The 22,216-nt window shown below is 60.7% G+C and carries 25 protein-coding genes and 1 tRNA gene; 12 read left to right on the plus strand and 14 right to left on the minus strand.

Features of this window, described 5'->3' with window-relative positions; translation table 11 throughout:
- Window positions 1–21 precede the first annotated feature (21 nt).
- The 5 genes from ACOQFT_RS13215 to ACOQFT_RS13235 all read left to right on the plus strand — a co-directional run bounded on the left by ACOQFT_RS13215 (window position 22) and on the right by ACOQFT_RS13235 (window position 3,812).
- Entirely contained in the window at window positions 22–1,134 is a 1,113-nt protein-coding gene (locus tag ACOQFT_RS13215; RefSeq protein ID WP_421598369.1) for an SPOR domain-containing protein, read from the plus strand.
- Complete coding sequence (nagZ, locus tag ACOQFT_RS13220) at window positions 1,131–2,138, plus strand: beta-N-acetylhexosaminidase (RefSeq protein ID WP_421598370.1); 1,008 nt, start codon at window positions 1,131–1,133, stop codon at window positions 2,136–2,138. The genes ACOQFT_RS13215 and nagZ overlap by 4 nt, the downstream gene beginning before the upstream one ends.
- A complete protein-coding gene (locus ACOQFT_RS13225) occupies window positions 2,128–2,922 on the plus strand; it encodes a segregation and condensation protein A (RefSeq protein WP_421598371.1) in 795 nt (264 codons plus the stop codon). Before nagZ ends, ACOQFT_RS13225 begins: the two co-directional genes overlap by 11 nt.
- Window positions 2,915–3,571 (plus strand): SMC-Scp complex subunit ScpB, encoded by a 657-nt coding sequence (scpB, locus tag ACOQFT_RS13230; RefSeq protein ID WP_421598372.1) that lies wholly within the window; start codon window positions 2,915–2,917, stop codon window positions 3,569–3,571. The genes ACOQFT_RS13225 and scpB overlap by 8 nt, the downstream gene beginning before the upstream one ends.
- 64 nt (window positions 3,572–3,635) lie before the next feature.
- Window positions 3,636–3,812 carry a hypothetical protein gene (locus ACOQFT_RS13235; protein WP_421598373.1) on the plus strand — a complete coding sequence of 59 codons (177 nt, stop codon included), beginning with the start codon at window positions 3,636–3,638 and terminating at the stop codon, window positions 3,810–3,812.
- Window positions 3,813–3,839: 27 nt separating this feature from the next.
- Here ACOQFT_RS13235 and ACOQFT_RS13240 read toward each other — a convergent pair whose 3' ends face one another.
- The 8 genes from ACOQFT_RS13240 to ACOQFT_RS13275 all read right to left on the minus strand — a co-directional run bounded on the left by ACOQFT_RS13240 (window position 3,840) and on the right by ACOQFT_RS13275 (window position 9,194).
- Window positions 3,840–4,919, minus strand: a complete 1,080-nt coding sequence (locus ACOQFT_RS13240) for a 2'-deoxycytidine 5'-triphosphate deaminase (protein WP_421598374.1) — start codon at window positions 4,917–4,919, stop codon at window positions 3,840–3,842.
- Window positions 4,920–4,980: 61 nt separating this feature from the next.
- A tRNA-Pro gene (locus tag ACOQFT_RS13245) sits at window positions 4,981–5,057 on the minus strand.
- Between the two features lie 62 nt (window positions 5,058–5,119).
- A complete protein-coding gene (locus ACOQFT_RS13250) occupies window positions 5,120–5,722 on the minus strand; it encodes a MerR family transcriptional regulator (protein ID WP_421598375.1) in 603 nt (200 codons plus the stop codon).
- Window positions 5,723–5,740: 18 nt separating this feature from the next.
- Window positions 5,741–6,043 carry an integration host factor subunit alpha gene (ihfA, locus tag ACOQFT_RS13255; protein WP_008755922.1) on the minus strand — a complete coding sequence of 101 codons (303 nt, stop codon included), beginning with the start codon at window positions 6,041–6,043 and terminating at the stop codon, window positions 5,741–5,743.
- 96 nt (window positions 6,044–6,139) lie between these two features.
- Entirely contained in the window at window positions 6,140–7,111 is a 972-nt protein-coding gene (locus tag ACOQFT_RS13260) for a beta-ketoacyl-ACP synthase III (protein WP_421598376.1), read from the minus strand.
- A gap of 21 nt (window positions 7,112–7,132) precedes the next feature.
- Entirely contained in the window at window positions 7,133–8,221 is a 1,089-nt protein-coding gene (plsX, locus tag ACOQFT_RS13265) for a phosphate acyltransferase PlsX (RefSeq protein WP_421598377.1), read from the minus strand.
- A 23-nt stretch (window positions 8,222–8,244) separates the two neighbouring features.
- Window positions 8,245–8,451, minus strand: coding sequence for a 50S ribosomal protein L32 (gene rpmF / locus ACOQFT_RS13270; RefSeq protein WP_008756996.1), 207 nt, complete (start codon window positions 8,449–8,451; stop codon window positions 8,245–8,247).
- Window positions 8,452–8,657: 206 nt separating this feature from the next.
- Window positions 8,658–9,194, minus strand: coding sequence for a YceD family protein (locus tag ACOQFT_RS13275; protein ID WP_421598378.1), 537 nt, complete (start codon window positions 9,192–9,194; stop codon window positions 8,658–8,660).
- Window positions 9,195–9,279: 85 nt separating this feature from the next.
- On the opposite strand from ACOQFT_RS13275, the gene ACOQFT_RS13280 reads away from it, so the two are divergent.
- The 3 genes from ACOQFT_RS13280 to ACOQFT_RS13290 all read left to right on the plus strand — a co-directional run bounded on the left by ACOQFT_RS13280 (window position 9,280) and on the right by ACOQFT_RS13290 (window position 12,465).
- Window positions 9,280–9,756: an outer membrane protein assembly factor BamE gene (locus tag ACOQFT_RS13280; RefSeq protein ID WP_421598379.1), complete on the plus strand. Its 477-nt coding sequence runs from the start codon at window positions 9,280–9,282 to the stop codon at window positions 9,754–9,756.
- A 97-nt stretch (window positions 9,757–9,853) separates the two neighbouring features.
- A complete protein-coding gene (locus ACOQFT_RS13285) occupies window positions 9,854–10,588 on the plus strand; it encodes a GNAT family N-acetyltransferase (protein WP_421598381.1) in 735 nt (244 codons plus the stop codon).
- Between the two features lie 68 nt (window positions 10,589–10,656).
- Window positions 10,657–12,465 (plus strand): ABC-F family ATP-binding cassette domain-containing protein, encoded by a 1,809-nt coding sequence (locus ACOQFT_RS13290; protein WP_421598382.1) that lies wholly within the window; start codon window positions 10,657–10,659, stop codon window positions 12,463–12,465.
- Here ACOQFT_RS13290 and ACOQFT_RS13295 read toward each other — a convergent pair.
- Both ACOQFT_RS13295 and ACOQFT_RS13300 read right to left on the minus strand, forming a co-directional pair.
- Window positions 12,462–13,007, minus strand: coding sequence for a sugar O-acetyltransferase (locus tag ACOQFT_RS13295; RefSeq protein ID WP_421598383.1), 546 nt, complete (start codon window positions 13,005–13,007; stop codon window positions 12,462–12,464). The two genes, ACOQFT_RS13290 and ACOQFT_RS13295, sit on opposite strands and share 4 nt — an antisense overlap.
- 9 nt (window positions 13,008–13,016) lie before the next feature.
- A complete protein-coding gene (locus ACOQFT_RS13300) occupies window positions 13,017–13,772 on the minus strand; it encodes an SDR family NAD(P)-dependent oxidoreductase (protein WP_421598384.1) in 756 nt (251 codons plus the stop codon).
- A 209-nt stretch (window positions 13,773–13,981) separates the two neighbouring features.
- Between ACOQFT_RS13300 and ACOQFT_RS13305 the strand changes: the two genes are divergently transcribed.
- Window positions 13,982–14,818 carry a hypothetical protein gene (locus tag ACOQFT_RS13305; protein ID WP_421598385.1) on the plus strand — a complete coding sequence of 279 codons (837 nt, stop codon included), beginning with the start codon at window positions 13,982–13,984 and terminating at the stop codon, window positions 14,816–14,818.
- A 91-nt stretch (window positions 14,819–14,909) separates the two neighbouring features.
- Here ACOQFT_RS13305 and tyrS read toward each other — a convergent pair whose 3' ends face one another.
- The gene (gene tyrS / locus ACOQFT_RS13310; RefSeq protein WP_421598386.1) at window positions 14,910–16,160 is read right to left on the minus strand and encodes a tyrosine--tRNA ligase; all 1,251 of its coding nucleotides are present in this window, start codon (window positions 16,158–16,160) and stop codon (window positions 14,910–14,912) included.
- Between the two features lie 90 nt (window positions 16,161–16,250).
- Window positions 16,251–17,516, minus strand: a complete 1,266-nt coding sequence (locus tag ACOQFT_RS13315) for an MFS transporter (protein WP_421598387.1) — start codon at window positions 17,514–17,516, stop codon at window positions 16,251–16,253.
- 210 nt (window positions 17,517–17,726) lie between these two features.
- Here ACOQFT_RS13315 and ACOQFT_RS13320 point away from each other — a divergent pair, with 210 nt between their 5' ends.
- Window positions 17,727–18,830, plus strand: coding sequence for an anhydro-N-acetylmuramic acid kinase (locus ACOQFT_RS13320; protein ID WP_421598388.1), 1,104 nt, complete (start codon window positions 17,727–17,729; stop codon window positions 18,828–18,830).
- A gap of 9 nt (window positions 18,831–18,839) precedes the next feature.
- Complete coding sequence (locus tag ACOQFT_RS13325; protein ID WP_421598389.1) at window positions 18,840–19,262, plus strand: hypothetical protein; 423 nt, start codon at window positions 18,840–18,842, stop codon at window positions 19,260–19,262.
- 68 nt (window positions 19,263–19,330) lie between these two features.
- Here ACOQFT_RS13325 and ACOQFT_RS13330 read toward each other — a convergent pair whose 3' ends face one another.
- Together ACOQFT_RS13330 and ACOQFT_RS13335 are read right to left on the minus strand one after the other, a co-directional pair.
- On the minus strand, window positions 19,331–20,218 hold the full coding sequence (locus ACOQFT_RS13330; RefSeq protein ID WP_421598390.1) for a fatty acid desaturase: 888 nt from the start codon (window positions 20,216–20,218) through the stop codon (window positions 19,331–19,333).
- A 3-nt stretch (window positions 20,219–20,221) separates the two neighbouring features.
- Window positions 20,222–20,641 (minus strand): cupin domain-containing protein, encoded by a 420-nt coding sequence (locus ACOQFT_RS13335; protein ID WP_421598391.1) that lies wholly within the window; start codon window positions 20,639–20,641, stop codon window positions 20,222–20,224.
- A gap of 87 nt (window positions 20,642–20,728) precedes the next feature.
- Here ACOQFT_RS13335 and ACOQFT_RS13340 point away from each other — a divergent pair, with 87 nt between their 5' ends.
- The gene (locus ACOQFT_RS13340) at window positions 20,729–22,147 is read left to right on the plus strand and encodes a protein adenylyltransferase SelO (RefSeq protein ID WP_421598541.1); all 1,419 of its coding nucleotides are present in this window, start codon (window positions 20,729–20,731) and stop codon (window positions 22,145–22,147) included.
- Window positions 22,148–22,216 lie beyond the last annotated feature (69 nt).

Raw genomic sequence — 22,216 nt, forward strand, 5'->3', positions numbered from 1 at the left:
CCGGTTCGAGGTAGGCAAGAAATGACCCGCGCGCCACGTTTTCAGGCGCAATCGGGCGGTGAGGCGGACATGGCAAGTTACGATTACTCGGGGCAGATGCGCCCCGAGCAGATGCATTACACGAATCAACCGCATCCTCAGGATGGGTACGAGTATTCCGACGACATGCACGGATATGAAGAGGCGCCGCGCACAGCGGGGCTGAGCCGTATCTTCAACGCGATGGGCGCGGTTGCATCCCTGGCTCTGGTCGCCGGGATCGGCGTCTGGGGCTACAAACTGGTGATGCGCGATGTGTCCGGCGTGCCGGTCGTGCGCGCCATCGAAGGGCCGATGCGCATTCAACCCGAAAACCCCGGCGGAACGCCCGCGGATCATCAGGGTCTGGCCGTTAATGCCGTGGCCGCGGTGGGAACGGCTGCACCGCCTGCAGACCGCCTGATCCTTGCACCGCGCCCGGTGTCGCTGACCGACGAAGACACGCCGGTTGAACCGCTGAAGCCTACTCCGGCCGTACATGTGGTTCAGGAAGAGATCTCAAACCAAGAGGCCGCGCAGCTGCGTCAGGGCACGGTGGACGCGCTGGTTTCTGAACTCGCAGGGGATGCAGCCCGGATTGACGAGCCGACGGAACAGGGCGTGCAACTGGCCGCCCTGTCATTGCCCGACGAAGAGCCTGCAATCGATCCCGCCGATCTGGCCGCACAACTGCCGGATCCGGAACTGGCCGCATTGCCTGGGGTGCGCCGGTCGCTGCGTCCGATCACGCGCCCGGCCCGCGCGACGCCCAGCAGCATTACGTCGAACAGCAGCACCGAAGCCGCGATCAATGCTGCCGTCAAAGCCGCCGTTGGTGTGGATATTGACCCCGACACGTTGTCCAAAGGCACCCGCATGGCGCAGTTGGGGGCCTATGAAAGCTCGGATGTCGCGCGCGCTGAATGGGATCGTTTGAACAGTCGCTTCGGCGATTATATGGATGGAAAACAGCGCGTTATCCAGAAGACCTCACGCGGAGGACGAACCTTTTATCGCCTGCGCGTGCTGGGGTTTGATGATCTGAGCGACTCACGGCAGTTCTGTGCCGCGCTCGAGGCGCGCGGTGCCGATTGTATCCCAGTGGCCGCTCGGTGAGCTTTGGTGCGGCCATCACCGACGCCGAAGGCCTGCGCCTGACGCCTCAGGAAAAGAGACTGTTCCGCGAGATGAACCCCTTCGGGTTCATTTTGTTTGCGCGCAATATCGACACCGCCGATCAGGTTCGCGCTCTGTGCGATGATTTCCGCGAGGCCGTAGGCCGCAATTGCCCCATCACCATCGATCAGGAGGGCGGCCGGGTGCAGCGCCTGCGCGCGCCTCTGGCCCGCGAATGGCTGCCGCCACTGGATCACGCCGCACGGGCTGGGGATCAGGCCGAACGGGCAATGTACCTGCGTTATCGTCTGATTGCGGACGAGTTGTTCGGGCTGGGCATCGACAGCAACTGCGCGCCAATGGTCGATCTGGCGCGGGATGCCACGCATGCGTTTCTGAAAAACCGTTGCTATGGATCTGATCCCAAACAGGTTTCCCGGTTGGGACGGGCCGTTGCAAAAGGCCATCTGGATGGTGGCGTTTTGCCCGTCATCAAACACATGCCGGGGCATGGTCTGTCCACGCTCGACAGCCATCACGACCTACCGCATGTGAACCTGACGCAGGACGCGCTGGAACAGGCCGATTTCGCGCCGTTCCGCGATCTGAACGACCTGCCGATGGGGATGACCGCACATCTGGTCTATGACCGGATCGACCCGCAGCCGGCAACGATTTCGCCCACCATGATAGGCCTGATCCGCGAAAACATCGGGTTCGACGGGCTGATCATGACCGATGATATCTCGATGAAGGCGCTCAGCGGCGCGCCCGAAGACATCGCCCGTCAGGCGCTGGACGCCGGGTGTGATGTGGTTCTGCACTGCAATGGCACGTTCGACGCCCGCGCCAGTGTGCTGGAGGCCGCAGGGGAAATGACCGAACAGGCCGGGAAGCGCGCAGAAAAGGCGTTGGCGATGCGGCAAGAGCCTGCGGAACTTGACATCCAGGCCGCCGAGGCGGAACTATCTGCCCTAATGGGCGGGCAGGTATATGAACGATAATCTTTTCAGCGAAGACCCGGTCTCGGTCGCGGATCGCCTTGCGGCCGAAGCCCTGATCGTTGACGTCGACGGCTTTGAAGGCCCGTTAGACGTGCTGCTGACCCTGTCGCGCACACAAAAGGTCGACCTGCGGAAAATCTCGGTTCTGGCGCTGGCACAGCAATATCTGACCTTTGTGGAAAAGGCGCGTGCGCTGCGGATCGAACTGGCGGCGGATTATCTGGTGATGGCCGCGTGGCTGGCGTTCCTGAAATCTCGCTTGCTGTTGCCGCCCGACCCGGACGACGAAGGCCCCTCGGGCGAGGAACTGGCCGCGCACCTGGCCTTCCAGTTGGAACGCCTGCAGGCCATGCGTGACTCTGCCGCCCGTCTGATGGCGCGCGACCAGCTGGGCCGCGACTTTTTCAAACGCGGGCAGGGTGAGGATATCACCCGCATCCGCACCGTCACCTACTCCGCCACGCTGCTGGACCTGATGCAGGGTTATGCCCGCATTCGCACCCGAGACGAATTCCGCCCGTTTGTGATGGACCGTGACGCCGTGTTCACGATGGAGCAGGCGCTGGAGCGGATGCGCCCACTGATCGGGTTCGCAGGCACCTGGACGGATATGGAGACCTATCTGCCCGACGGCTGGGATGCTGATCCTGTGCGTCGTAGATCGGCAACGGCGGCGACCTTTGCGGCTTCGCTGGAGCTGGTGAAAGAAGGACATATGGAGATCAAGCAGAGCGAAACCTTTGCCCCGATCCATCTGCGCAAGAGGACTGACACACGTGAGTGACGCCCCCCAAGACGAAGGCACCGGCACCCTGTTCGAAGCGCCCCCCATTGCGGAACAGGAACGCATGGTCGAAGCCGTGTTGTTCGCCAGCGCCGAGCCGGTGACGATTGGTGATCTTGAGGCACGGATGCCCCATGGCAGCGACGCGGCGCAAGCGGTTGAAATGCTTCAAAAACGCTATGAGGGGCGCGGTGTGCGCGTGGTCCGCGTGGGTGAGGCCTGGGCCATCCGCACGGCTCCCGATCTGGGTTTCCTGATGCAGAAGGAAACAGTCGAGACCCGGAAACTCAGCCGGGCCGCGATCGAAACACTGGCCATCGTCGCTTATCACCAGCCCTGCACCCGAGCCGAGATCGAGGAAATCCGTGGGGTATCGGTCTCGCGCGGGACCATCGACCAGTTGTTGGAAATGGAGTGGATCCGGCTGGGTCGCCGTCGCATGACTCCGGGCCGACCGGTGACCTTTGTGGTGACCCCTCAATTCCTTGATCATTTCGGGCTGGAAAACGCCCGCGACCTGCCGGGTCTCAAGGAATTGCGCGCTGCAGGTTTGCTGGAAAACCGGCCTCCGCCGGGGACCATCCCCATGGGGGAAGGGCGCGAGGATGAAGAAGACGAAGATCAGACCGAACTGTTCGAGGAAGAGTGATCGCGCAGCCCTTTTGTTGCCGCATAAATCACCTATGTTGGGGCTCAGAAAACGGAGTTGAGCAATGAACGCCAATCAGATCATCAATATGATCGTGCGCCAGGTTATGCGCCGCCTTGTCAATTCGGGCGTGAACAAGGGGTTTGACATGGCCGCTCGGGTGGGGCGCAAGGCCAATCAACCGTCGCCCCGGCAGGATGACTCGGATGCGGGTCACGGAAATTCCAACAACCGCGGTTGAAGCCAGATCAGGCGCGGGTGCCCGCTCTTAACCAACTGCCTTGAAGTGCTTGGACAGTTTCAACCCCTGTCCCTGATAGTTCGACGCAATGCCCGCGCCGTATAGCTGCGTGGGCATTTGGGCCATCTTCTCATAGACCAGCCGTCCGACGACCTGACCGTGCTCCAGCACGAAGGGCGCCTCGTGGCAGCGTACCTCAAGCACACCGCGCGACCCCGCGCCACCGGCTTCGGCATGGCCAAAGCCGGGATCGAAGAATCCTGCGTAATGCACACGGAACTCACCGACCATTGCCAGATAAGGGGCCATTTCGGCGGCGTACATCGGCGGGATGTGGACGGCCTCTCGGCTGACCAGGATATAGAACGCGCCGGGGTCCAGGATGATGCGGCCATCACGGGTGCGCACTTCTTCCCAGTATTCCTGCGGGTCATATTCGCCGATCCGGTCCAGATCGATCACGCCGGTATGCGGCTTGGCGCGGTATCCCACCAGATCGGTATCAGGCAGTTGCAGATCGACCGAGAATCCCAGCCCGTCCTGAATCACCGCAGGCCCATCGACCAACGGCGAGTCGGTGTGCAGCGCCGTCAGTTCCGCGTCGCTGAGCACCGCCTGACCCTGACGGAAGCGAATCTGGTTCAGCCGCATTCCCGGACGTACCAGAACCGAGAAGGAGCGGGGGCAGATCTCGGCATAAAGTGGCCCGGTATAACCCGCAGGCACCCGGTCGAACTCGGTGCCGCCATCGGTGATGGTGCGGGTCAGAAGGTCCAGCCGCCCGGTCGAGCTTTTGGCGTTGGCGACAGCTGTCACGGTTTCGGGCAGAGCTAGCGATTCCATCAGCGGCACCAGATAGACGCAGCCCTTTTCCAGAACCGCGCCGTCAGAAATGTCGATGCGGTGCATCTCGAACTCGGCCAGACGGTCGGCGACCGATCGCCCTTCGCCCGCCAGAAAGGATGCGCGCACACGGTAAGCCACTGTTCCCAAGCGCAAATCAAGACTGGCTGGTTGAACCTGCGCCGAAATGACCTCGGGGCTGGCGGTGATCTCACCGCGCGCAATCATGCCTTCGATCTGCTGGTTTGGGCATACACCTGTCATTCCGATCCCCCCTGATGCCAGAGCGGGATCTGGCCTGTTTGCCATAAACGTCGGTGTGATTTGGTCGGGCTAGCAGGACTCGAACCTGCGACCTTCCGTCCCCCAGACGGACGCGCTACCAGGCTGCGCCATAGCCCGACGTTGAGGTGTTCATAAAGACTTTCCCGGCAGGGGCAAGAGGAAATCATCGCCTTTTTTTCTTATCCCGCCGATCGGTTTTCAATGCGGTTCAGAACGGCGCGCAAGTCCTTTGCCACCGGTGCGATCTGTTTCAGTAACTGGTCGTCAAATTCAGTGCGATTCCACGCCTGCGTTGCGATTCCACCCAACAGGGGGCTTTCATCAATATATTCCGGCTCGGCCTTTGCCGCGATCTGTTCCGGTGCTGCGGGATCCGCCTGCGGGGGCGTGGACTGCGGGGCAGCATCGCCCAAATCTAGATTGATCTGTTCGCTGGATGGGGCAGGTTTCGACGTGAAGGGTACGACAACGCTGTCGTTTTTCTGGGTTTCCGGCTCGGCCACTTCATCCAGCCCCTGCGACAGCGCCGCGACATGCGCCACGCCTTGTTCGCGCAGGATGCGCTGAACGCCCTTGATGGTGATGCCGTCCTCGTGCAGCAGTTTCTTGATGCCGCCCAGAAGGCGCATGTCATTGGGCCGGTAATATCGCCGACCACCGGCGCGTTTCACCGGCTTGACCTGATTGAAACGGCTTTCCCAGAATCGCAGGACATGAGCCTGAACGCCCAGCCAATCCGCAACTTCACTGATTGTGCGAAACGCGTCGGGGGACTTGCTCATGACCGTGCCGTCCTGATCTTACTTTCGGTTTCCTGCCGCGACGCGATCCTTCATCAGGTGCGACGGGCGGAAAGTCAGAACCCGGCGGGGTTGAATCGGAACCTCTTCGCCGGTTTTGGGGTTGCGGCCAATGCGGGCGGTTTTGTCCCGAACGCTGAAGGTGCCGAATGACGAAATCTTCACCTGTTCGCCGCGCACCAAGGCGTCGGACATGTGGTTCAGAACGCTTTCCACCAGCTGCGCACTTTCGTTACGTGACAGGCCAACCTCGCGAAAGACGGCCTCGCTCAGATCCATTCGGGTCAGTGTTTTGTCGCCCATACCATTTCCCCTGTTGATAACAGAGAATAGGGCGAGGGGAAATTCGCTGTCAATATCAATGAATTGCAGGTCTCTGTGTAAGCCGTTTTGCGCCGGTTACCAGCGCAGGACAACGGCGCCCCAGGCCAGACCGCCGCCAATCGCCTCGGTCACGATAAGATCGCCTTGCTTGATCTGACCGCGCTGCTTGCCCACGGACAGGGCCAGCGGAATCGATGCCGCCGAGGTGTTGCCGTGGTCCTGCACGGTGACGACCACGTTATCCATCGGAAGGCCCAGCTTCTTGGCGGTGCCCTGAATGATGCGGATATTAGCCTGATGCGGCACGATCCAGTCGATATCCGAATTTCCAAGACCCGCCGAGCCCAATGCGGTTTCTGCGGTTTTCGCCAGTTTTTCAACGGCATGGCGGAAGACCTGATTGCCTTGCATTCGCAAATGGCCGGTCGATTGGGTCGACACGCCGCCATCTACATACAGCAGGTCCTTGTATCGACCGTCCGAATTCAGGTCGGTGGCCAGAATGCCGCGATCATCGGAGGTGCCTGCGCCCTCTTGCAGTTCCAGCACCAGCGCACCCGCCCCGTCGCCAAACAGAACGCAGGTCGATCGGTCGGTCCAATCCATGATTCGCGAGAAAGTCTCGGCCCCGATGACCAGAACCCGTTTGGCCTGACCGGACAGGATCAGTGCATTGGCGTTGCTGAGCGCAAAGACAAACCCGGCGCAGACGGCCTGAACGTCAAAGGCAAAGCCCTTGGTCATGCCCAGCCGCGCCTGAACCATGGTTGCCGCGGACGGAAAGGTCAGATCAGCGGTCGAAGTTGCCACGATGATCGCGTCGATATCGTCCGCCGTCAGGCCCGCATCGGCCAGCGCGGCCTCGGCCGCCTTGGTGGCCAGATCCGAAGTGGATTCATCATCGGCAGCAAAATGGCGGCGTTCGATCCCCGAACGGGTTCTGATCCACTCATCCGTTGTATCGAGCGTCTTTTCAAACTCAGAGTTCGGAACGATGCGCTCTGGCAAATAATGTCCGACACCTACGACAACTGAACGGCCTGCCATGCTTGGGTACTGCCTTTTTTGTTATTCGCCGGCCTTTGGCGGCGTGTGGGCGGCATCTTGTGCAAGCTCGGCTGTTGATGCAACCCGTGCCGCCAATTTTTCGGCAAAACCAGACTGGGCCAGGGTAAAGGCCAGTTTGACTGCCGCCGAGACTCCGGTGGCATCGGCGCCACCGTGCGATTTGACCACGGTACCGTTGAGGCCAAGGAAGACCCCGCCATTCACACGGCGCGGGTCGATACGTTTCTTGAGGCGATTGAGCGACGTGATCGCCAGCACCGAGGCCAGGCGCGACAGCGGTGAGTATTTGAACGCCTCGCGCAGCAGATCGCCGATCAGGCTGGCGGTGCCTTCACCGGTCTTGATCGCGACGTTGCCGGTAAAGCCATCGGTTACAATGACATCCGCCTTGTCGCCGGGAATGTCGCTGCCTTCGACGAAGCCGACAAAGTCGAAATTCGCCTGCTCTGCGAATTCCGCGATCATTGCGTGGGCCTCTTTCAGTTCGGCGCGGCCCTTGTGTTCTTCGGTGCCCACATTCAGCAGGCCGATGCGCGGGCGTTCCAGCGCCATGCCGTTGCGGGCGTAAGAGGCCCCCATCAGCGCGTATTGCAGCAGATCCTTGGCGTCGGCGCGCACATCCGCACCCACATCCAGCATCACGTTGAACCCCTGCGGGTTGCGTGACGGCCACAGAATCGCAATTGCCGGACGGTTCACGCCCGGCAGTTTGCGAAGCCGCATCATCGACAGCGCCATCAGTGCGCCGGTGTTGCCACAGGAGACAGCACCGTGGGCCTCGCCATTGCGGACCGAATCCAGCGTCGACCACATCGAGGTCTGCTTGCCGTTGCGAACAACCTGGCTGGGTTTGTCCTCCATCGTGACCACATCGGGGCAATCACGAAAAACGACGCGCCCCTGCAGGACACGCCGTTTGGCGACAAGTTTGCGCAGAACCTGTTCAGGCCCGTGCAGGACGAAGGCGATATCGGGGTTCTTGTTTGCCGATTTGGCAATGCCCGCAACCACGGTTGCGGGTCCCGAGTCTCCGCCCATAGCGTCAACCGAGATGGTAATCCGTCCGGCGTGCGTGGGCTGTTCCGTCATGCCTTGCCTGCGCTGTTAAAGGCTTAGGCCGCGTCTTCGTCCAGATCGATTTCGTCGGCTTGTGCGACGACTTCACGATCATCGTAGTGACCGCAGGATGCGCAGACGTGGTGCGGGCGCTTCAGTTCACCGCAGTTCGGGCATTCGTTCGGGTTTGCAGCAACCAGAGCGTCGTGTGCGCGGCGGTTGTTGCGACGCGACTTGGAAACTTTGTTCTGTTGGACGGCCATGGTCTCAACCTTTGTCTAACTAAGGGCCAACAGATTCGCTGCGGCCGGGTTTCATTCTTCGTTTTTCTCGTGGTTTGACGCGCGTTTAGGGTACGAGCCCCACGTTGTCCAACCCAAATTCCGATGAGCGCGCGAAAATACTGCGATTCTCGACATGTTCAAGCGATTTTTCTGAGCGCCTGCTATGACAGGAAAACAGACCTATGTCACTCGTCTTTTTTCAACGCATCGCGCAAACCTGCCAACCCGGCAAAGGGCTTGGCATCTTCGTCCGTCATCGCCTGTTTTCCGGGCTCGGTAAAGTCAGCCTGGTCCAGCGCGGCCCCGTCCTTGCGCGGGTATTGGGGCAGGGCGAGAGACAGCGCCTCGATCATCACCAGGGATGGGTCGATCTCGGGGCCGAGAGGTTCGGATTCGTCGCCTTCCGGGATCTCGAACTCTTCCTCATCGGGGTCCGACCAGTCCGCCACAAAGATCCGCGTGACAGGAATGTCGATGCGCGTGGTCACCGGTTCCAGTGTCACGACGCAGGGCTGAATCACCGTGGCGCCCATTTTTCCGCTCAGCGCCCAGTCGCGTTTGCCATGTGCCCTTACGTCACCCGTAAAGCTGAGCTTGCGCAGGCCCAGCAGGCCTAGATCGTCCCGGATTGCCTCCAACGCCTTGCTGTCCGGGCGTAAGTCAAAGGGGGTCGGGGCGTTTTGGGGCAGGTCGGCCACCCGCAGAGATGTCTGGTTGCTCATTCGTGACCCTTTCCTGTGTTGAACCGGGGCTGCGGTTTGATGTAAGCGGATAGGGTCCGCATAGGGCCAAGGCAAGAGGGTGTAAATGTTGAAGGTTGTGAACAGGTTGAAACCGGCGTCCAGAACGCTTGTCTTGGCGGCCTGTCTGGCAGCGGCCAGCGCGTGTACCCCGGTCTTCAAGAATCACGGGTATATCCCTCCTGCGGAAGACCTGGCCGAGATCAAAGTCGGCGTCGATACCCGCGACAGTGTGCTCGAAACCGTTGGCGCGCCCAGCTCATCCGGTGTGGTGCGCGATTCCGGGTTCTACTATGTTCGGTCCCGCGTTCGGCATTACGGACCGAAGAAACCCGAAGTCATCTCGCGCGAGCTGGTCGCGATCAGCTTTGATGACCGAGGTGTCGTCCGAAATATCGAACGGTTCGGGCTTGAGGATGGCATCGTCGTTCAGCTGGATCGCCGCGTGACCGAATCGACCATTCAGGGTCAGGGCTTTATCCGTCAGCTGTTGGGTAATATCGGCAACTTCAACCCGGCCAACATCCCCGGCGCGTCGCAGTAACGAAAGCCATACCTTGCTATGGTCACATGACAGTCACACATGGTGTGATAGTGACGTAGCAAGACGTAACGGGTCAGCAACCGCGGAGGATGCGACCATGGCACTATTGCTTGGCAAAGGCCGCTATCGCGCCCGGCTGGCGCAATCGTCGCAGGATGTGGCGGCTGCGCAGCGTTTGCGTACGCTGGCATTTGGCACGGATCAGACCGATCAGGACGATTTTGATCCGGTCTGCGCCCATATCCTGGTCGAAGACATGCGCGACGACGGACAGTTGGTCTGCTGCTTCCGTATGCTGACGATGGAAAACGGCACTGAGATCGCCCGCAGCTATTCGGCGCAATTTTACGACCTTTCGGCGCTGCAAGGGTTCGAGGGGCGGATGGTCGAGATGGGGCGATTCTGCATTCACCCGGACCGGATCGACCCGGACATCCTGCGCGTCGCATGGGGTGCGATGACAGCATATGTCGATCGGAACAAGGTCGAGATGCTGTTCGGCTGTTCCTCATTTGCCGGAACCGAGACCGAGGATTACCTCGACGCGTTTGCCATGCTCAAACACCGGCATCTGGCGCCAAAACGCTGGTTGCCACGGGTGAAGGCTCCGAATGTGTTCCGGTTCGCTACCCGTTTGCGACGCAAACCGGATGCGAAAAAGGCGATGCTGCGGATGCCGCCCTTGCTGCGTACTTACCTGTTGATGGGGGGCTGGGTCAGCGATCATGCGGTGGTGGACCGCCATATGAACACGCTGCATGTCTTCACCGGGCTCGAGATCGGCGCGATTCCCCCAGCCCGAAAACGTCTGCTGCGGGCGGTGGCCGGGTAGAATGAGTATTTATGAAAAGATGAAGCAGGGGCGTTGACGCCTTCTGCCCACCGGTTTAGCTGGCGGGCATGGCGAGAATTCCTTTGTTGCAGATGTCCGGCATTTCCCTGACCTTTGGGGGTGATCCGGTGTTTTCCGAGCTTGATCTGGTGGTTCAGCCAGGTGACCGCGTTGCCTTGGTGGGACGGAACGGGTCCGGTAAATCCACGCTGATGAAAGTGATGGCCGGTCTGGTTGAACCTGATCTCGGCGACATCGTGGTGCCTCCGGGCAAGTCTGTTGGGTATATGGAGCAGGATCCAGGCATGGAGGGGTTTGCCACGCTGGGCGACTATGCTTCGAGCGGGTTGGAGCCGGGTGAGCTGTATAAGGTCGAGCGCGCCGGTGAAGGGCTGAAGTTCGATCCGTCTCGTGCGGTCGAAACCGCCTCGGGCGGGGAACGCCGCCGTGCGGCGCTGGCCAAGCTGATGGCCGAGGCACCGGACCTGATGCTGCTGGACGAACCGACCAACCATCTGGATATCGAAGCCATCGCGTGGCTGGAGCGCGAGTTGGGATCGACCCGCGCGGCGTTTGTCCTGATCTCGCATGACCGGGCGTTTCTGCGCGCGCTGACTCGCGCCACCCTATGGATCGACCGCGGCGCCGTGCGGCGGCAAGAGCAGGGGTTTGATGCGTTTGAAACGTGGCGCGATAAGGTCTGGGACGAAGAGGATCAACAACGCCACAAGCTGAACCGCCTGATCAAATCCGAGGCCAAATGGGCCGTGGAAGGAATCAGCGCCCGACGCAAGCGCAATCAGGGCCGGGTACGGGCGCTGCAGGCATTGCGGGCCGAGAAGGCGGCGCAGATCAAACGTCAGGGTTCGGCGGCAATGACGTTGGAGGCAGGGCCGAAATCCGGGCGAAAGGTGATTGAGTCCAAGGGCGTGGCCAAGTCATTTGGCGCGCAGCAGATCGTTCGGAACTTTGATCTGCTGGTGCAGCGCGGTGACCGCGTGGCCTTTGTCGGCCCCAACGGTGTGGGCAAAACGACCTTGTTGAAGATGCTGCTGGGGCAGGAGCAACCGGATGAAGGCTCGGTGACACTGGGCACCAATCTTGAGATCGCCGTGTTCGACCAAACCCGCGCGCAATTGGACCCGGAAATGAGTCTGTGGGACAGCCTGACCGGCGACCCCGCGATGCGCGTATCCGGCAAGGCCGATCAAGTGATGGTCGGCGGTCAGCCGAAGCATGTGGTCGGCTACCTCAAGGAATTCTTGTTCGACGAACGGCAGGCAAGAGCGGCCGTCAAATCTCTGTCAGGTGGTGAAAAAGCAAGGTTGCTGTTGGCCAAGCTTATGGCCAAGTCCTCGAATTTGCTCGTGCTGGACGAACCGACTAACGATCTGGACGTGGAAACACTGGATTTGTTGCAGGAGTTGCTGGACGACTACGACGGCACCGTTCTGTTGGTCAGTCACGACCGGGATTTTCTGGACCGGGTCGCTACCACGACTGTCGCGATGGAGGGGAATGGTCGCGCCACTGTCTATGCAGGCGGATGGTCGGACTATATCGCGCAGAGGGGCGATATTCTGCCGAAGAAGGAAGAAAAAACAAAGCCCTCCAAGCCGAAGGTAAAGCAAGAGGCTCAGCAGAAATCCGGCCTGTCCTTTTCGGAGAAGCACCGGCTTGAAAAGCTGCCCGCCGAGATCGAACGCCTTGAGGCCGAGATCGGCAAGCTGGAAGAGCTCATGTCCGATCCCGAGCTTTTCACCCGTGAGCCAGTCAAGTTCCAGAAAGCGACCGAGGCTCTGGTTGAGCGGCAGGAAAAGCTGACCGCGGCCGAGGAAGAATGGCTGGCTTTGGAAGAGAAGGCCGAGGGCGCTTAGGGTAGCGGACGGGCAGGGTTGCCAACCACCGTTTCATTGGCCGCGACGTCTTTGGTCACGACGCTGCCCGCGCCGATGGTGGCATTGTCGCCGATGGTGATGCCGGGCATCAGGATGGCGCCTCCGCCGACCCAGACATTTCTGCCGATGGTCACCGGTAGCCCGATTTCCAGACCCTGCGCCCGCTCAGACGGATCTTTGGCGTGCTGGGCGCAATAAATCTGCACATGCGGGCCGAACATCGTGTCATCTCCGATCCGTACCGGTGCGGTGTCCAGGACCACGCATCCGGCATTGAAATAGACCCGCGCGCCGAGGTGGATGTTCATTCCATAGGCGCAGTGGAACGGAGCTTCGAGAAAGCAATCTGCTCCGGTGCTGGCAAACAGCGCCTGTAGCTCCGGTGCCATTGCGCTACGGCTATCCGGGGGGCAGGTGTTATGCGCATGAACCGCGCGTCGGGCTTGTGCGCGCAGGGCGTCCAGTTCCGGGTCCAGACAGCAATACCACTGCCCCGCCTGCATCTTGTCCCGCTCAGTCATGTGCTGGACTTAACGCATCCGCAGGGCGCCGTCGATGCGGATGACCTCTCCGTTCAGATACCCCATTTCAACGATGAACCCGGCCAGCCGGCCGTATTCATTCGGGTCGCCCAAACGGGCCGGGTTAGGGACATCGGCGGCCAGCTGCTGTTGTACCTCTTCGGGCAGACCGGCCAGCATCGGGGTCATGAAAATGCCCGGCGCGATGGCCATTACCCGGATCCCGGTCGAGGCCAGATCGCGCGCCATCGGCAGGGTCATGCCCACCACGCCCCCTTTCGAGGCCGCATAGGCCGCCTGTCCCTTTTGCCCGTCAAACGCTGCGATTGACGCGGTGTTGATGATCACTCCACGCGCGCCATCGGGATCGGGGTCATTCCCGGCCATCTCAGCCGCCGCCAGGCGCGAGACGTTGAAAGTGCCGACCAGATTGATGTCGATGGTGCGCTGGAACGCGTCCAGAGGATGCGGGCCGTCCTTGCCAACCGTCTTGATGCCATAGGCAATTCCGGCGCAATTCACCGCCGCCGTAATCCGGCCCATCTTGTCCGTTGCCTGCGCAATTGCTGCCGCGACCGAGGCTTCGTCGGTCACGTCCGTTTCCGCGAAATGCCCACCGATTTCCGAGGCAACCCGCGCGCCGCGTTCGGCGTCCCGATCCAGAATGGTGACCTTCGCGCCCTGTTCCGCAAAATGGCGGGCGGTGGCCTCACCCAGGCCCGAGGCCCCGCCGGTGACGATCGCGGCTGTGGTGGACAATTGCATGACGGCTCCTTCGCATCAGAATATGAACGTACGTTCATTTAATCTGACGATTTAGGTGATGTCCATCTTTATTGGCGCCCGCTTTCTACGATTTCGGCGTTTCTCAAGTCTTTCTCAGAAGACCTTTAAGTCTGCTTAATGCGTGGGTCTCACATCGATACCAGGCGAAATGACGCGCCAACGAGGCGTCGTGCAAGGAGACAATCGTTATGGTTAAGAGTTTGAAGGTTGGATTTCCCGTGCTGGTGACAGTACCGTTTCTGACTGTGATGGCCGCAAGCAGTGCAGCCGCAGCCCCCGAAGTGTGCAACTGGAAAACGGCGCGGGATGCGGCAAACCGCGGAGACTATCAGACAATGTGCGATTGCCAGCAGGTGACGCCCAGCTTTCTGAAGCGATTGCAGGTGCGGTCGGATTTCCCAACGACATTGCGCAATACGTCCGCACAATGCCCGGGATTGGCGGCATTGCTGACCGATCAGCCCACAGGAACAATCAGCGCATCGGGAAATCCGGGCGAGGCGCGCGGCAATGATCAGTTTGCGGGGTTCGATTCGGACAACGGAAATGACTCGGGCTCGGGTGGTGGTGGCGGAGGAGGCAACCCCGGTGATGGCGGCGGCCCCGGTGACGGTGGTGGCGACCCTGGAGACGGCGGTAGCGATCCCGGTGACGGCGGTGATCCCGGCAATGGCGGCGGCGACGGCAATGGCGGCGGCAACGGCAACGGCGGGAATAACGGCGGTGGCAATGGCGGCGGTAACGGCAACGGCGGGAATAACGGCGGTGGCAATGGCGGCGGCAATGGCAACGGCGGGAATAACGGCGGTGGCCATGGCGGCGGCAATGGCAACGGCGGGAATAACGGCGGTGGCCACGGCGGCGGCAACGGCAACGGCGGGAATAACGGCGGTGGCCACGACGGCGGCAATAGCAACGGCGGGAACAACGGCGGCGACGGAAAAGGTGGCGGCAAAGGCGGTCACGGAGGCGGCAAAGGTAACGGTGGAAACAGTGGTGGCGGCAAAGGCGGCGGTAAGCGCTAATCCTGCCCGGGACACCACACCCGTTTTGCCAACGGCAATTAAAACGGCCACCCGATTGGGTGGCCGTTAGTTCCTTTAGAGGCGATTGGTATCAGCCCAGTTGCACCAACGCGTGACGCTTCTTGCCCGCGCTCAGCTTGATCGGCGATGACAGTGCACCTGCGTCGATCATCAATCCGGCATCGGTCAGCGGGGCGTCATCCAGCTTGGCACCGTTTTCGGCGATCAGACGCTTGGCCTCTTTGCCCGATTTGGCCAGACCCGATTTCACGATCAACTGCACGATGGACATGCCGTCGCCCAACTCGGCCGCGCTGAGGGTCAGGGTGGGAAGATCGCCCCCAATGCCACCTTTTTCGAACACTTCGCGGGCGGTGGCCTCGGCGGTGGCCGCAGCCTCGGCCCCGTGAAGCAGGGTGGTCACCTCATTGGCAAGACGGATCTTGGCCTCGTTGATCTCGGACCCCTGCAGCGCCGCCAGACGGTCGCATTCATCGACGGGCAGTTCGGTGAAGATTTTCAGGAACCGGCCCACATCCGCATCTGTTGTGTTGCGCCAGAACTGCCAGAACTCGTAAGACGACAGCATGTCACCGTTCAGCCAGATGGCGCCACCCTGGGATTTGCCCATCTTGCGGCCATCGCTGGTGGTCAGCAGCGGCGTGGTCAGGCCGTAGACCTCGTGATCCAGTACCCGGCGGGAGAGGTCGACACCGTTGACGATGTTGCCCCACTGGTCCGAGCCACCCATCTGCAGAATGCAGCCGTAACGGCGGTTCAGTTCAAGGAAGTCATAAGCCTGCAGGATCATGTAGTTGAACTCGAGGAAGCTTAGCGATTGCTCGCGATCCAGCCGCGATTTTACCGATTCAAAGCTCAACATCCGGTTGACCGAGAAGTGCCGTCCGATATCGCGCAGAAACTCAAGGTAATTCAGGTTGTCCAGCCACTCGGCATTGTTCAGCATCAGCGCGCCGGTTTCGCTGTCATCGTAAGACAGGTATTTCGCGAAAACTTGCTTCATTCCCGCGATATTGGCGTCGATCTGTTCAGGGCCCAGCAATGGGCGTTCGTCCGAGCGGAACGACGGGTCACCCACCTTGGTGGTGCCGCCGCCCATCAGGGTGATCGGTTTGTGGCCGGTCTTTTGCAACCAGCGCAGCACCATGATGTTCATAAGGTGACCCACGTGCAGCGACTGTGCGGTCGCGTCATACCCGATATAGGCTGTTTGCACCCCACTTATCAGCGCTTCGTCAAGGCCCTGATAATCGGTGCAGTCGGCAAGAAAGCCGCGCTCGATCATCGTGGCGATGAAATCCGATTTGGGATGGTAGGTCATAGTGTGCCCTTTGGGTTGAAGTTGCGGGGCACTGTATAGGCGGCGCTTCAGGCAAGGAAAAGGCACGTTTTCATCGAAAGCGCTGGGATGTCAGCTTTTGGTCGGGGGCAGGCGGAAGGCATAGACCATTGCAATCAGGTTCAGCACCGCCAGCGCAATGATCGGCGTCACCGGATCGTGCAGATGCGCCACCGCGCCAAGGATTGCGGCAAAGACCATGCCGACCAGACCGGCACTGACATCTCCGAGGGCGACCAGATAAGGACGCTCTTTTTCCGAGGTCATTTCGATGATGTAGAGGTAGCGCCCGTAGATCACCCCATTCCCGCCCAGCGACAGCAGCAGGATGACCAGCGCATAAATCCAGACATTCTGCGCATAGCCCATGAAGGTGAAGGCCAACGCCATTAGGGCCGAAACCGCCGAGATCAGGCAGCCCAGCCACATCACCGGCTTGACCGAGATCCGCCCGCTGAGCCAACCCCAGATGATCGAGCCGAGCACCATCCCAAGACTTGCGGCCATGACGAAGTAACTCAGCGAGTGTTTGGTCCCCACATGAAAGGTCGCGGCGTGGATGGTGTAGAACGGCATCGCCAGTTCCACCGAGACAAAGATCTGCCGGGCGGTCAGGAACTTGCGATACCACTCATAAGCCATGCCGGTTTTGAACCCGGTCACAAGTTCAGCCAGCGGTTTCGGTTTTGCCCTCGGGACGGGCGCGTGGGCCTGTTCCTCTTCCAGCAGGCGGACACCTGCAAAGCTGATCCCGGCGGCGAACATGGCAATGACCCCGCACCAAAGCACAACGATATGGCGCTGCATCGGCTGGTCCGAGGCCAGAAGGTCTCGGGTTATCCAGACGACAAGAATGGCCAGAATGCCCGAGATCGTGGCCTGTGCAAACACCATCCGGTTGCGTTTCTCATTTGGGACCGAGATGCCGTAAATCTGGCTTGTGCCCAGGCTGGTGATGCCCTGGCACAGCCCCATGATCAATGCGGTCGTCAGGAACAGCAGCACGATCATCACATTGGGCAGATTGGTCGCGAACAGGGCTACGATGGCCAGAATCGCGGCAGTCAGGATGTTGGGTACGTAGACTGCCAGCTTTGCGCGGGTCACCCGGTTGATGAACGGCGACATGAAAATCTCGGCGATCAACCGCGATCCGGTCACGAATGGCAGCAGCAGACCTGCAAAAAACGTCGGTGCACCCAAGGCCAGATACAGGAACGGCAGTACCAGATTTGGGTTCACCAACTGCCCGCCAATCGTCGCCAGCGACCCGGACCAGAAGATCAGCTGGTAATTGCGCCCTTCGGCGGGTTGCTTGGGTGTCTCGGTGTCCGTCATGGCCGTCCGTTCGGGATGCAGATGGCCGCAATGGTTACTCAGCCCACGCAGTCATGCAACTGCCCCCTTGGTTTGATGTGGTTGCAAGCGCGCACATGGCGTCAAAAATACACGCGGAAGGTGCGTTCCGGCTTGCCTTCGGCTGCGGGAAACGTGCAGGTTTGGCGCGCCGCGTCGGGCAGTCGACGCCAATAAACACAAGAGGTGAGCGTGAACCGGGCCATCAGGAAAAGCGGGCCGATCAAGGCCCTGGGTGCGATGTCTGGCACATCGCTGGACGGTGTGGATACGGCGGTGGTTGAAACCGACGGGCAGCGGATCATCGGTTTTGGTCCCAGCGGTTATCGCGCCTATACCGACGCCGAACGCGCCGACCTGCGCGCCGCCCTTGGTCAGTGGCACGGACCTGCGGTGGACAACGCGGCCGAGCTGGTGACCTTTGCCCATGCCGAGGCGCTGTCGGAATTCGAAGAGGTCGATCTGATTGGCTTCCACGGCCAGACCCTTGCGCATGAACCAAGCGGGAAGGGCACGTTGCAGGTGGGTGATGGCAAGGGGTTGGCGCAGGCGCTGGGGGTGCCGGTGGTTTGGGATTTCCGCAGCGATGATGTGGCGATGGGGGGCGAGGGCGCCCCGCTGGCGCCGTTCTTCCACTTTGCCTGTGCCAAATGGATCGGCGCGACCGAACCGCTGTGTTTCCTCAACCTCGGCGGCGTTGGAAACCTGACTTACGTTGATCCCAGCTTTGACGGGCCAGAGATTCCCGGCGCGCTGCTGGCCTTCGACACCGGGCCCGCAAACGCGCCAGTGGACGATCTGATGCAGGCTCGGCTTGGCCTGCCGATGGACCGTAACGGCGCGGTGGCGCGGGGCGGCACGGTCGAAGCCGGCGCGCTCGAGCTGTTTCTGGCCGAGCCCTTCTTTACCCGCATCCCGCCGAAATCTCTGGACCGCAACGACTTTGCCGAGATGATCGGGCTGGTGCAGGAGCTTTCCAACTCTGATGCCGTTGCAACCCTGACGGGCATGTGCGCAGCCGGCGTGGTGCAGGGGATGGAGCATTGCCCCAAACCTCCTTCCCGCTTGCTGGTGACCGGAGGCGGGCGCCATAACCCGGTGCTGATGGAGATGCTGCGCGTGTCGCTCAATTGCCCGGTCGAACCGGTCGAGGCCGTGGGGCTGGACGGAGACATGCTCGAGGCGCAGGCCTTTGCCTATCTGGCCGTGCGGGTGGCGCGTGGTCTGCCGACCTCATGCCCGGGTACGACGGGCGTCAAGGCGCTGGTTGGGGGCGGCGTGGTGAGTGCGGTTTGAGGTCGAGAGATGGATTTTGATGGTGAACAGAGCGTAATCGCAGACCTGAACCTCAGACCGCAGGATCGTTTTTCGAATCCAAAAGGTTATGCCCTCGGGGCGGAATACGATGCGCTCTATTGCTCGTTTAAAATCCACGCACCGAAAACCTCGGGGATCTATTGGATCTTAGCTGAAGAAGTCGTTGTTTACATTGGTCGAGCGAAGAATCTGCATAACCGCCTAAGCGTTCAATACGGCACGGTTTCCCCGCGGCATCCGTTTAAGGGGGGGCAACTGCAAAAGTGCCGAACCAACGCGAAGATCAATTCCATTTTATCCGCAGGTGGCCGCGTTACTTTCAGATGGCGGGCTTGTGTCGACTATGTCGAACAGGAACATGCGTTGTTGAAGTCACCAGACGCCAGACCGGTGTGGAACCGACGCGCGTAAAAATGGGCACGGTCGTTTCAGGATGCCATCCTCTGGGGGGGCGTGAAACGGCACATCAGTTTGAATAGTCATCTGAGAGACCGGACATACTCACCCGTAAAGTCCAAATACCCGTCCGAGGTGGATAGCAGCTGCGCTCGCGTCCAGTCGTGCAGGGCCGGTAATTGGTGGAAAGGCACGTTGGGAAAGGCATGGTGTTCCGCATGATACGGCATGTTCCAGGCCAGAAATCGGACGATTCGGTTGGTAAAGGTGGTGCGCGAGTTTTCCAGCATGTTGGCGACCGGGGGGCATAACCCGTGCTCGGCCAGCAGGTAGAGGCGCAGAAAAGGCTGCCCGATCAGGACCGGACAGAACCACACCCAGAACAAAAGCGGCGTGTAGAACAGACTGACACAGGCGAAAGTGTAAAGAGCCAACAATAGCCGCGCCTCGGTCCGCATGGCATGGTGTTGGGGGGCGGGCAGGTAGGGCGCATCGACCTGGCCAAAAGCGTTTTGCAGCAGCGTCTTCGCCATTCCGGTCCAATAGGGCCAGCCACTGAGATAGATCAGTAACTCGGGCCAGTTGTCTGGCCGCGGTTTACCCGCAAGCTCGGGGTCTTTTTCGGGGTGGTTGGTCCATTTGTGGTGCGCCAGGTGAAAATACCGGAACCATGTGAAAGGCAGGGCAATGGGGATCGAGATCAGATGCCCGATGATTTCGTTCAGCCACCCGTTGCGAAACGGTGTCTTGTGAGTACATTCATGGCTGAGGGTGAATAGGAAGACCAACAGCACCCCCAGGGGCATCAAGAAAACAGGCCAAAACGGAACCTTGAGCGCGATACAGGTGGTCGTAGCCGTCAGCCCAGCAAGGTAAAGCGCAAGATGCCATAGCCCGGCCGCGTTCGATCGACGCTGCAGTCTGGCTTTCACCGGGGGCGGTATTGACGATATGAGGTCGCGGTGATCCATGCCTTAGGTACGGGAAATATCAAAACCCGGTTTGGCCAGCACGAACCCGTCAAACTCGAACCCCGGTGAGACGGTGCAACTGACCAGAGTATAATCTCCGGTGGTTTGCGCCGATTGCCAGTGGTTTTCGGGCACTATGACCTGCGGTGCGCCCTTGGTCAGGTCCGGGGTCAGCAGATGGTCGGCCGCGGGGCCATCATCCGTGGGGCTGAGCGACAAGGTCAGCGGCGCGCCAGCGTGATATAGCCAGATTTCTGTCGCATCGACGCGGTGCCAGTGGCTGCGCTCATCCTTTTGCAGCAGGAAATAGATGCAGGTGCCGGTGGCGCGGCCCTCGTTATCAGCGCGCCATGTCTCGCGGAACCAGCCCCCTTCGGGGTGGCGGGACAGCTTCAGGTGGTCGATGATCTCTTGCGCGGTCATGGGGGCCTCGGCGTTGTTTGGCGCGATTATGCACGCAGAGGCGCGATCCGCTATGGTATTCGTGTGGTTCAGCAATATGTTTGCGGCATGACCCTGACGATCCCGTTTGACAACAGCTACGCCCGGCTTCCCAACAGCTTTTATGCGCGGCAGGCGCCAATACCCGTGCGCGCGCCACGGCTGGTGGCGTTTAACGATGAATTGGCGCAAATCCTGCGTATCACGCCCGGTGACGTGCATGAGATGGCCGACGCCTTTGCGGGCAACACGTTGCCCCAAGGGGCTGAACCGATTGCGCAGCTATACTCGGGGCATCAATTCGGCAGTTATAACCCTCAGCTTGGCGACGGGCGCGCGGTTCTGTTGGGGGAAACGGTCGGAGCGGATGGTGTCCGGCGGGACATACAGCTCAAGGGGTCGGGTCCCACGCCGTTCAGCCGCAGGGGGGATGGCCGGGCCTGGCTGGGGCCGGTGCTGCGCGAATACGTGGTGTCCGAGGCGATGCACGCGCTGGGCATCCCGACCACCCGCGCGCTGGCAGCGGTTGAAACCGGTGAGATCGTATTGCGCGAAGGCCCGATGCCCGGCGCGGTTCTGACCCGCGTGGCCCAAAGCCATCTGCGGGTGGGAACGTTTCAGGTCTTTGCTGCGCGCGGGCAAACCGACAACCTGCGGAAACTGACCGATTACTCCATTGCCCGACATTACCCGAATGCCGATGGGCCAATGGGCCTGCTGCGTTCGGTACGGGATGCGCAGGCGCAGTTGATCGCACAATGGATGAGCGTGGGGTTCATTCATGGGGTGATGAATACTGACAATTGCTCGATCGCCGGTGAAACCATCGACTATGGGCCTTGTGCGTTCATGGACAGCTATCATCCGAATACGGTCTACAGCTCGATTGACCAGATGGGGCGCTATGCCTATTCCAATCAGCCTGACATTGCGGTGTGGAACCTTGCGCAACTGGCTACGGCGCTGATCCAGCAGGTCGATGACCCCGAGGCCGCCGTCGAAGAGGCAACCGAGATCGTGCACGCCATGCCGGGTCTGATCCATAGCGAATGGCTGGGGCGGTTCCGGGCCAAGATTGGGTTGACTACCGAAGAGGAGAGCGACGAAGCCTTGATCACTGATCTGCTGACCCGCATGGCCGAAAGCCGCGCCGATTTCACCAATACCTTCCGGGAACTGGGCGGCGATAACGCCCGCGATCAGTTCCTGACGCCGGACGCCTATGACGCATGGGCCGAAGGCTGGCAAGCGCGGTTGGAGCGGGAACAGGACGCTCAGCTGGTGATGACAGCCGCCAACCCTGCCTTCATCCCGCGCAATCACCGGGTCGAGCAGATGATACAGGCGGCCGTTCAGGGCGACTATGCCCCGTTCGATCGACTGACCAAGGTTCTGGCGCAACCCTACACCGATCAGCCCGAGGCGGCCGACCTGACCTATCCTCCGACCGAAAAGGAAGTGGTCCACGCGACGTTCTGCGGGACGTGAGTTGGGCTTCAAACGGTCGAGAAAACGGTTCTCTGCTAGTTCGGTTTAGTTATGCTTCCAGCAGCCGAG

This window comes from Ruegeria sp. MALMAid1280 (assembly GCF_049195285.1).
Lineage (GTDB): Bacteria > Pseudomonadota > Alphaproteobacteria > Rhodobacterales > Rhodobacteraceae > Ruegeria.

What these genes read in the sequence shown, in the direction of transcription:
- rpmF (WP_008756996.1), bottom strand. Translation starts at nt 8,451, where the DNA reads ATGGCCGTCCAACAGAACAAAGTTTCCAAGTCGCGTCGCAACAACCGC.
- ACOQFT_RS13305 (WP_421598385.1), top strand. Translation starts at nt 13,982, where the DNA reads ATGGTTAAGAGTTTGAAGGTTGGATTTCCCGTGCTGGTGACAGTACCG.
- ACOQFT_RS13325 (WP_421598389.1), top strand. Translation starts at nt 18,840, where the DNA reads ATGGATTTTGATGGTGAACAGAGCGTAATCGCAGACCTGAACCTCAGA.
- ihfA (WP_008755922.1), bottom strand. Translation starts at nt 6,043, where the DNA reads ATGGGCGACAAAACACTGACCCGAATGGATCTGAGCGAGGCCGTCTTT.
- ACOQFT_RS13225 (WP_421598371.1), top strand. Translation starts at nt 2,128, where the DNA reads ATGAACGATAATCTTTTCAGCGAAGACCCGGTCTCGGTCGCGGATCGC.
- ACOQFT_RS13295 (WP_421598383.1), bottom strand. Translation starts at nt 13,007, where the DNA reads ATGACTGAGCGGGACAAGATGCAGGCGGGGCAGTGGTATTGCTGTCTG.
- ACOQFT_RS13235 (WP_421598373.1), top strand. Translation starts at nt 3,636, where the DNA reads ATGAACGCCAATCAGATCATCAATATGATCGTGCGCCAGGTTATGCGC.
- ACOQFT_RS13340 (WP_421598541.1), top strand. Translation starts at nt 20,729, where the DNA reads ATGACCCTGACGATCCCGTTTGACAACAGCTACGCCCGGCTTCCCAAC.
- ACOQFT_RS13315 (WP_421598387.1), bottom strand. Translation starts at nt 17,516, where the DNA reads ATGACGGACACCGAGACACCCAAGCAACCCGCCGAAGGGCGCAATTAC.
- ACOQFT_RS13215 (WP_421598369.1), top strand. Translation starts at nt 22, where the DNA reads ATGACCCGCGCGCCACGTTTTCAGGCGCAATCGGGCGGTGAGGCGGAC.
- ACOQFT_RS13300 (WP_421598384.1), bottom strand. Translation starts at nt 13,772, where the DNA reads ATGCAATTGTCCACCACAGCCGCGATCGTCACCGGCGGGGCCTCGGGC.
- ACOQFT_RS13330 (WP_421598390.1), bottom strand. Translation starts at nt 20,218, where the DNA reads ATGGATCACCGCGACCTCATATCGTCAATACCGCCCCCGGTGAAAGCC.
- ACOQFT_RS13335 (WP_421598391.1), bottom strand. Translation starts at nt 20,641, where the DNA reads ATGACCGCGCAAGAGATCATCGACCACCTGAAGCTGTCCCGCCACCCC.
- plsX (WP_421598377.1), bottom strand. Translation starts at nt 8,221, where the DNA reads ATGACGGAACAGCCCACGCACGCCGGACGGATTACCATCTCGGTTGAC.
- ACOQFT_RS13280 (WP_421598379.1), top strand. Translation starts at nt 9,280, where the DNA reads ATGTTGAAGGTTGTGAACAGGTTGAAACCGGCGTCCAGAACGCTTGTC.
- tyrS (WP_421598386.1), bottom strand. Translation starts at nt 16,160, where the DNA reads ATGACCTACCATCCCAAATCGGATTTCATCGCCACGATGATCGAGCGC.
- ACOQFT_RS13285 (WP_421598381.1), top strand. Translation starts at nt 9,854, where the DNA reads ATGGCACTATTGCTTGGCAAAGGCCGCTATCGCGCCCGGCTGGCGCAA.
- ACOQFT_RS13275 (WP_421598378.1), bottom strand. Translation starts at nt 9,194, where the DNA reads ATGAGCAACCAGACATCTCTGCGGGTGGCCGACCTGCCCCAAAACGCC.
- ACOQFT_RS13260 (WP_421598376.1), bottom strand. Translation starts at nt 7,111, where the DNA reads ATGGCAGGCCGTTCAGTTGTCGTAGGTGTCGGACATTATTTGCCAGAG.
- ACOQFT_RS13290 (WP_421598382.1), top strand. Translation starts at nt 10,657, where the DNA reads ATGGCGAGAATTCCTTTGTTGCAGATGTCCGGCATTTCCCTGACCTTT.
- ACOQFT_RS13240 (WP_421598374.1), bottom strand. Translation starts at nt 4,919, where the DNA reads ATGACAGGTGTATGCCCAAACCAGCAGATCGAAGGCATGATTGCGCGC.
- ACOQFT_RS13250 (WP_421598375.1), bottom strand. Translation starts at nt 5,722, where the DNA reads ATGAGCAAGTCCCCCGACGCGTTTCGCACAATCAGTGAAGTTGCGGAT.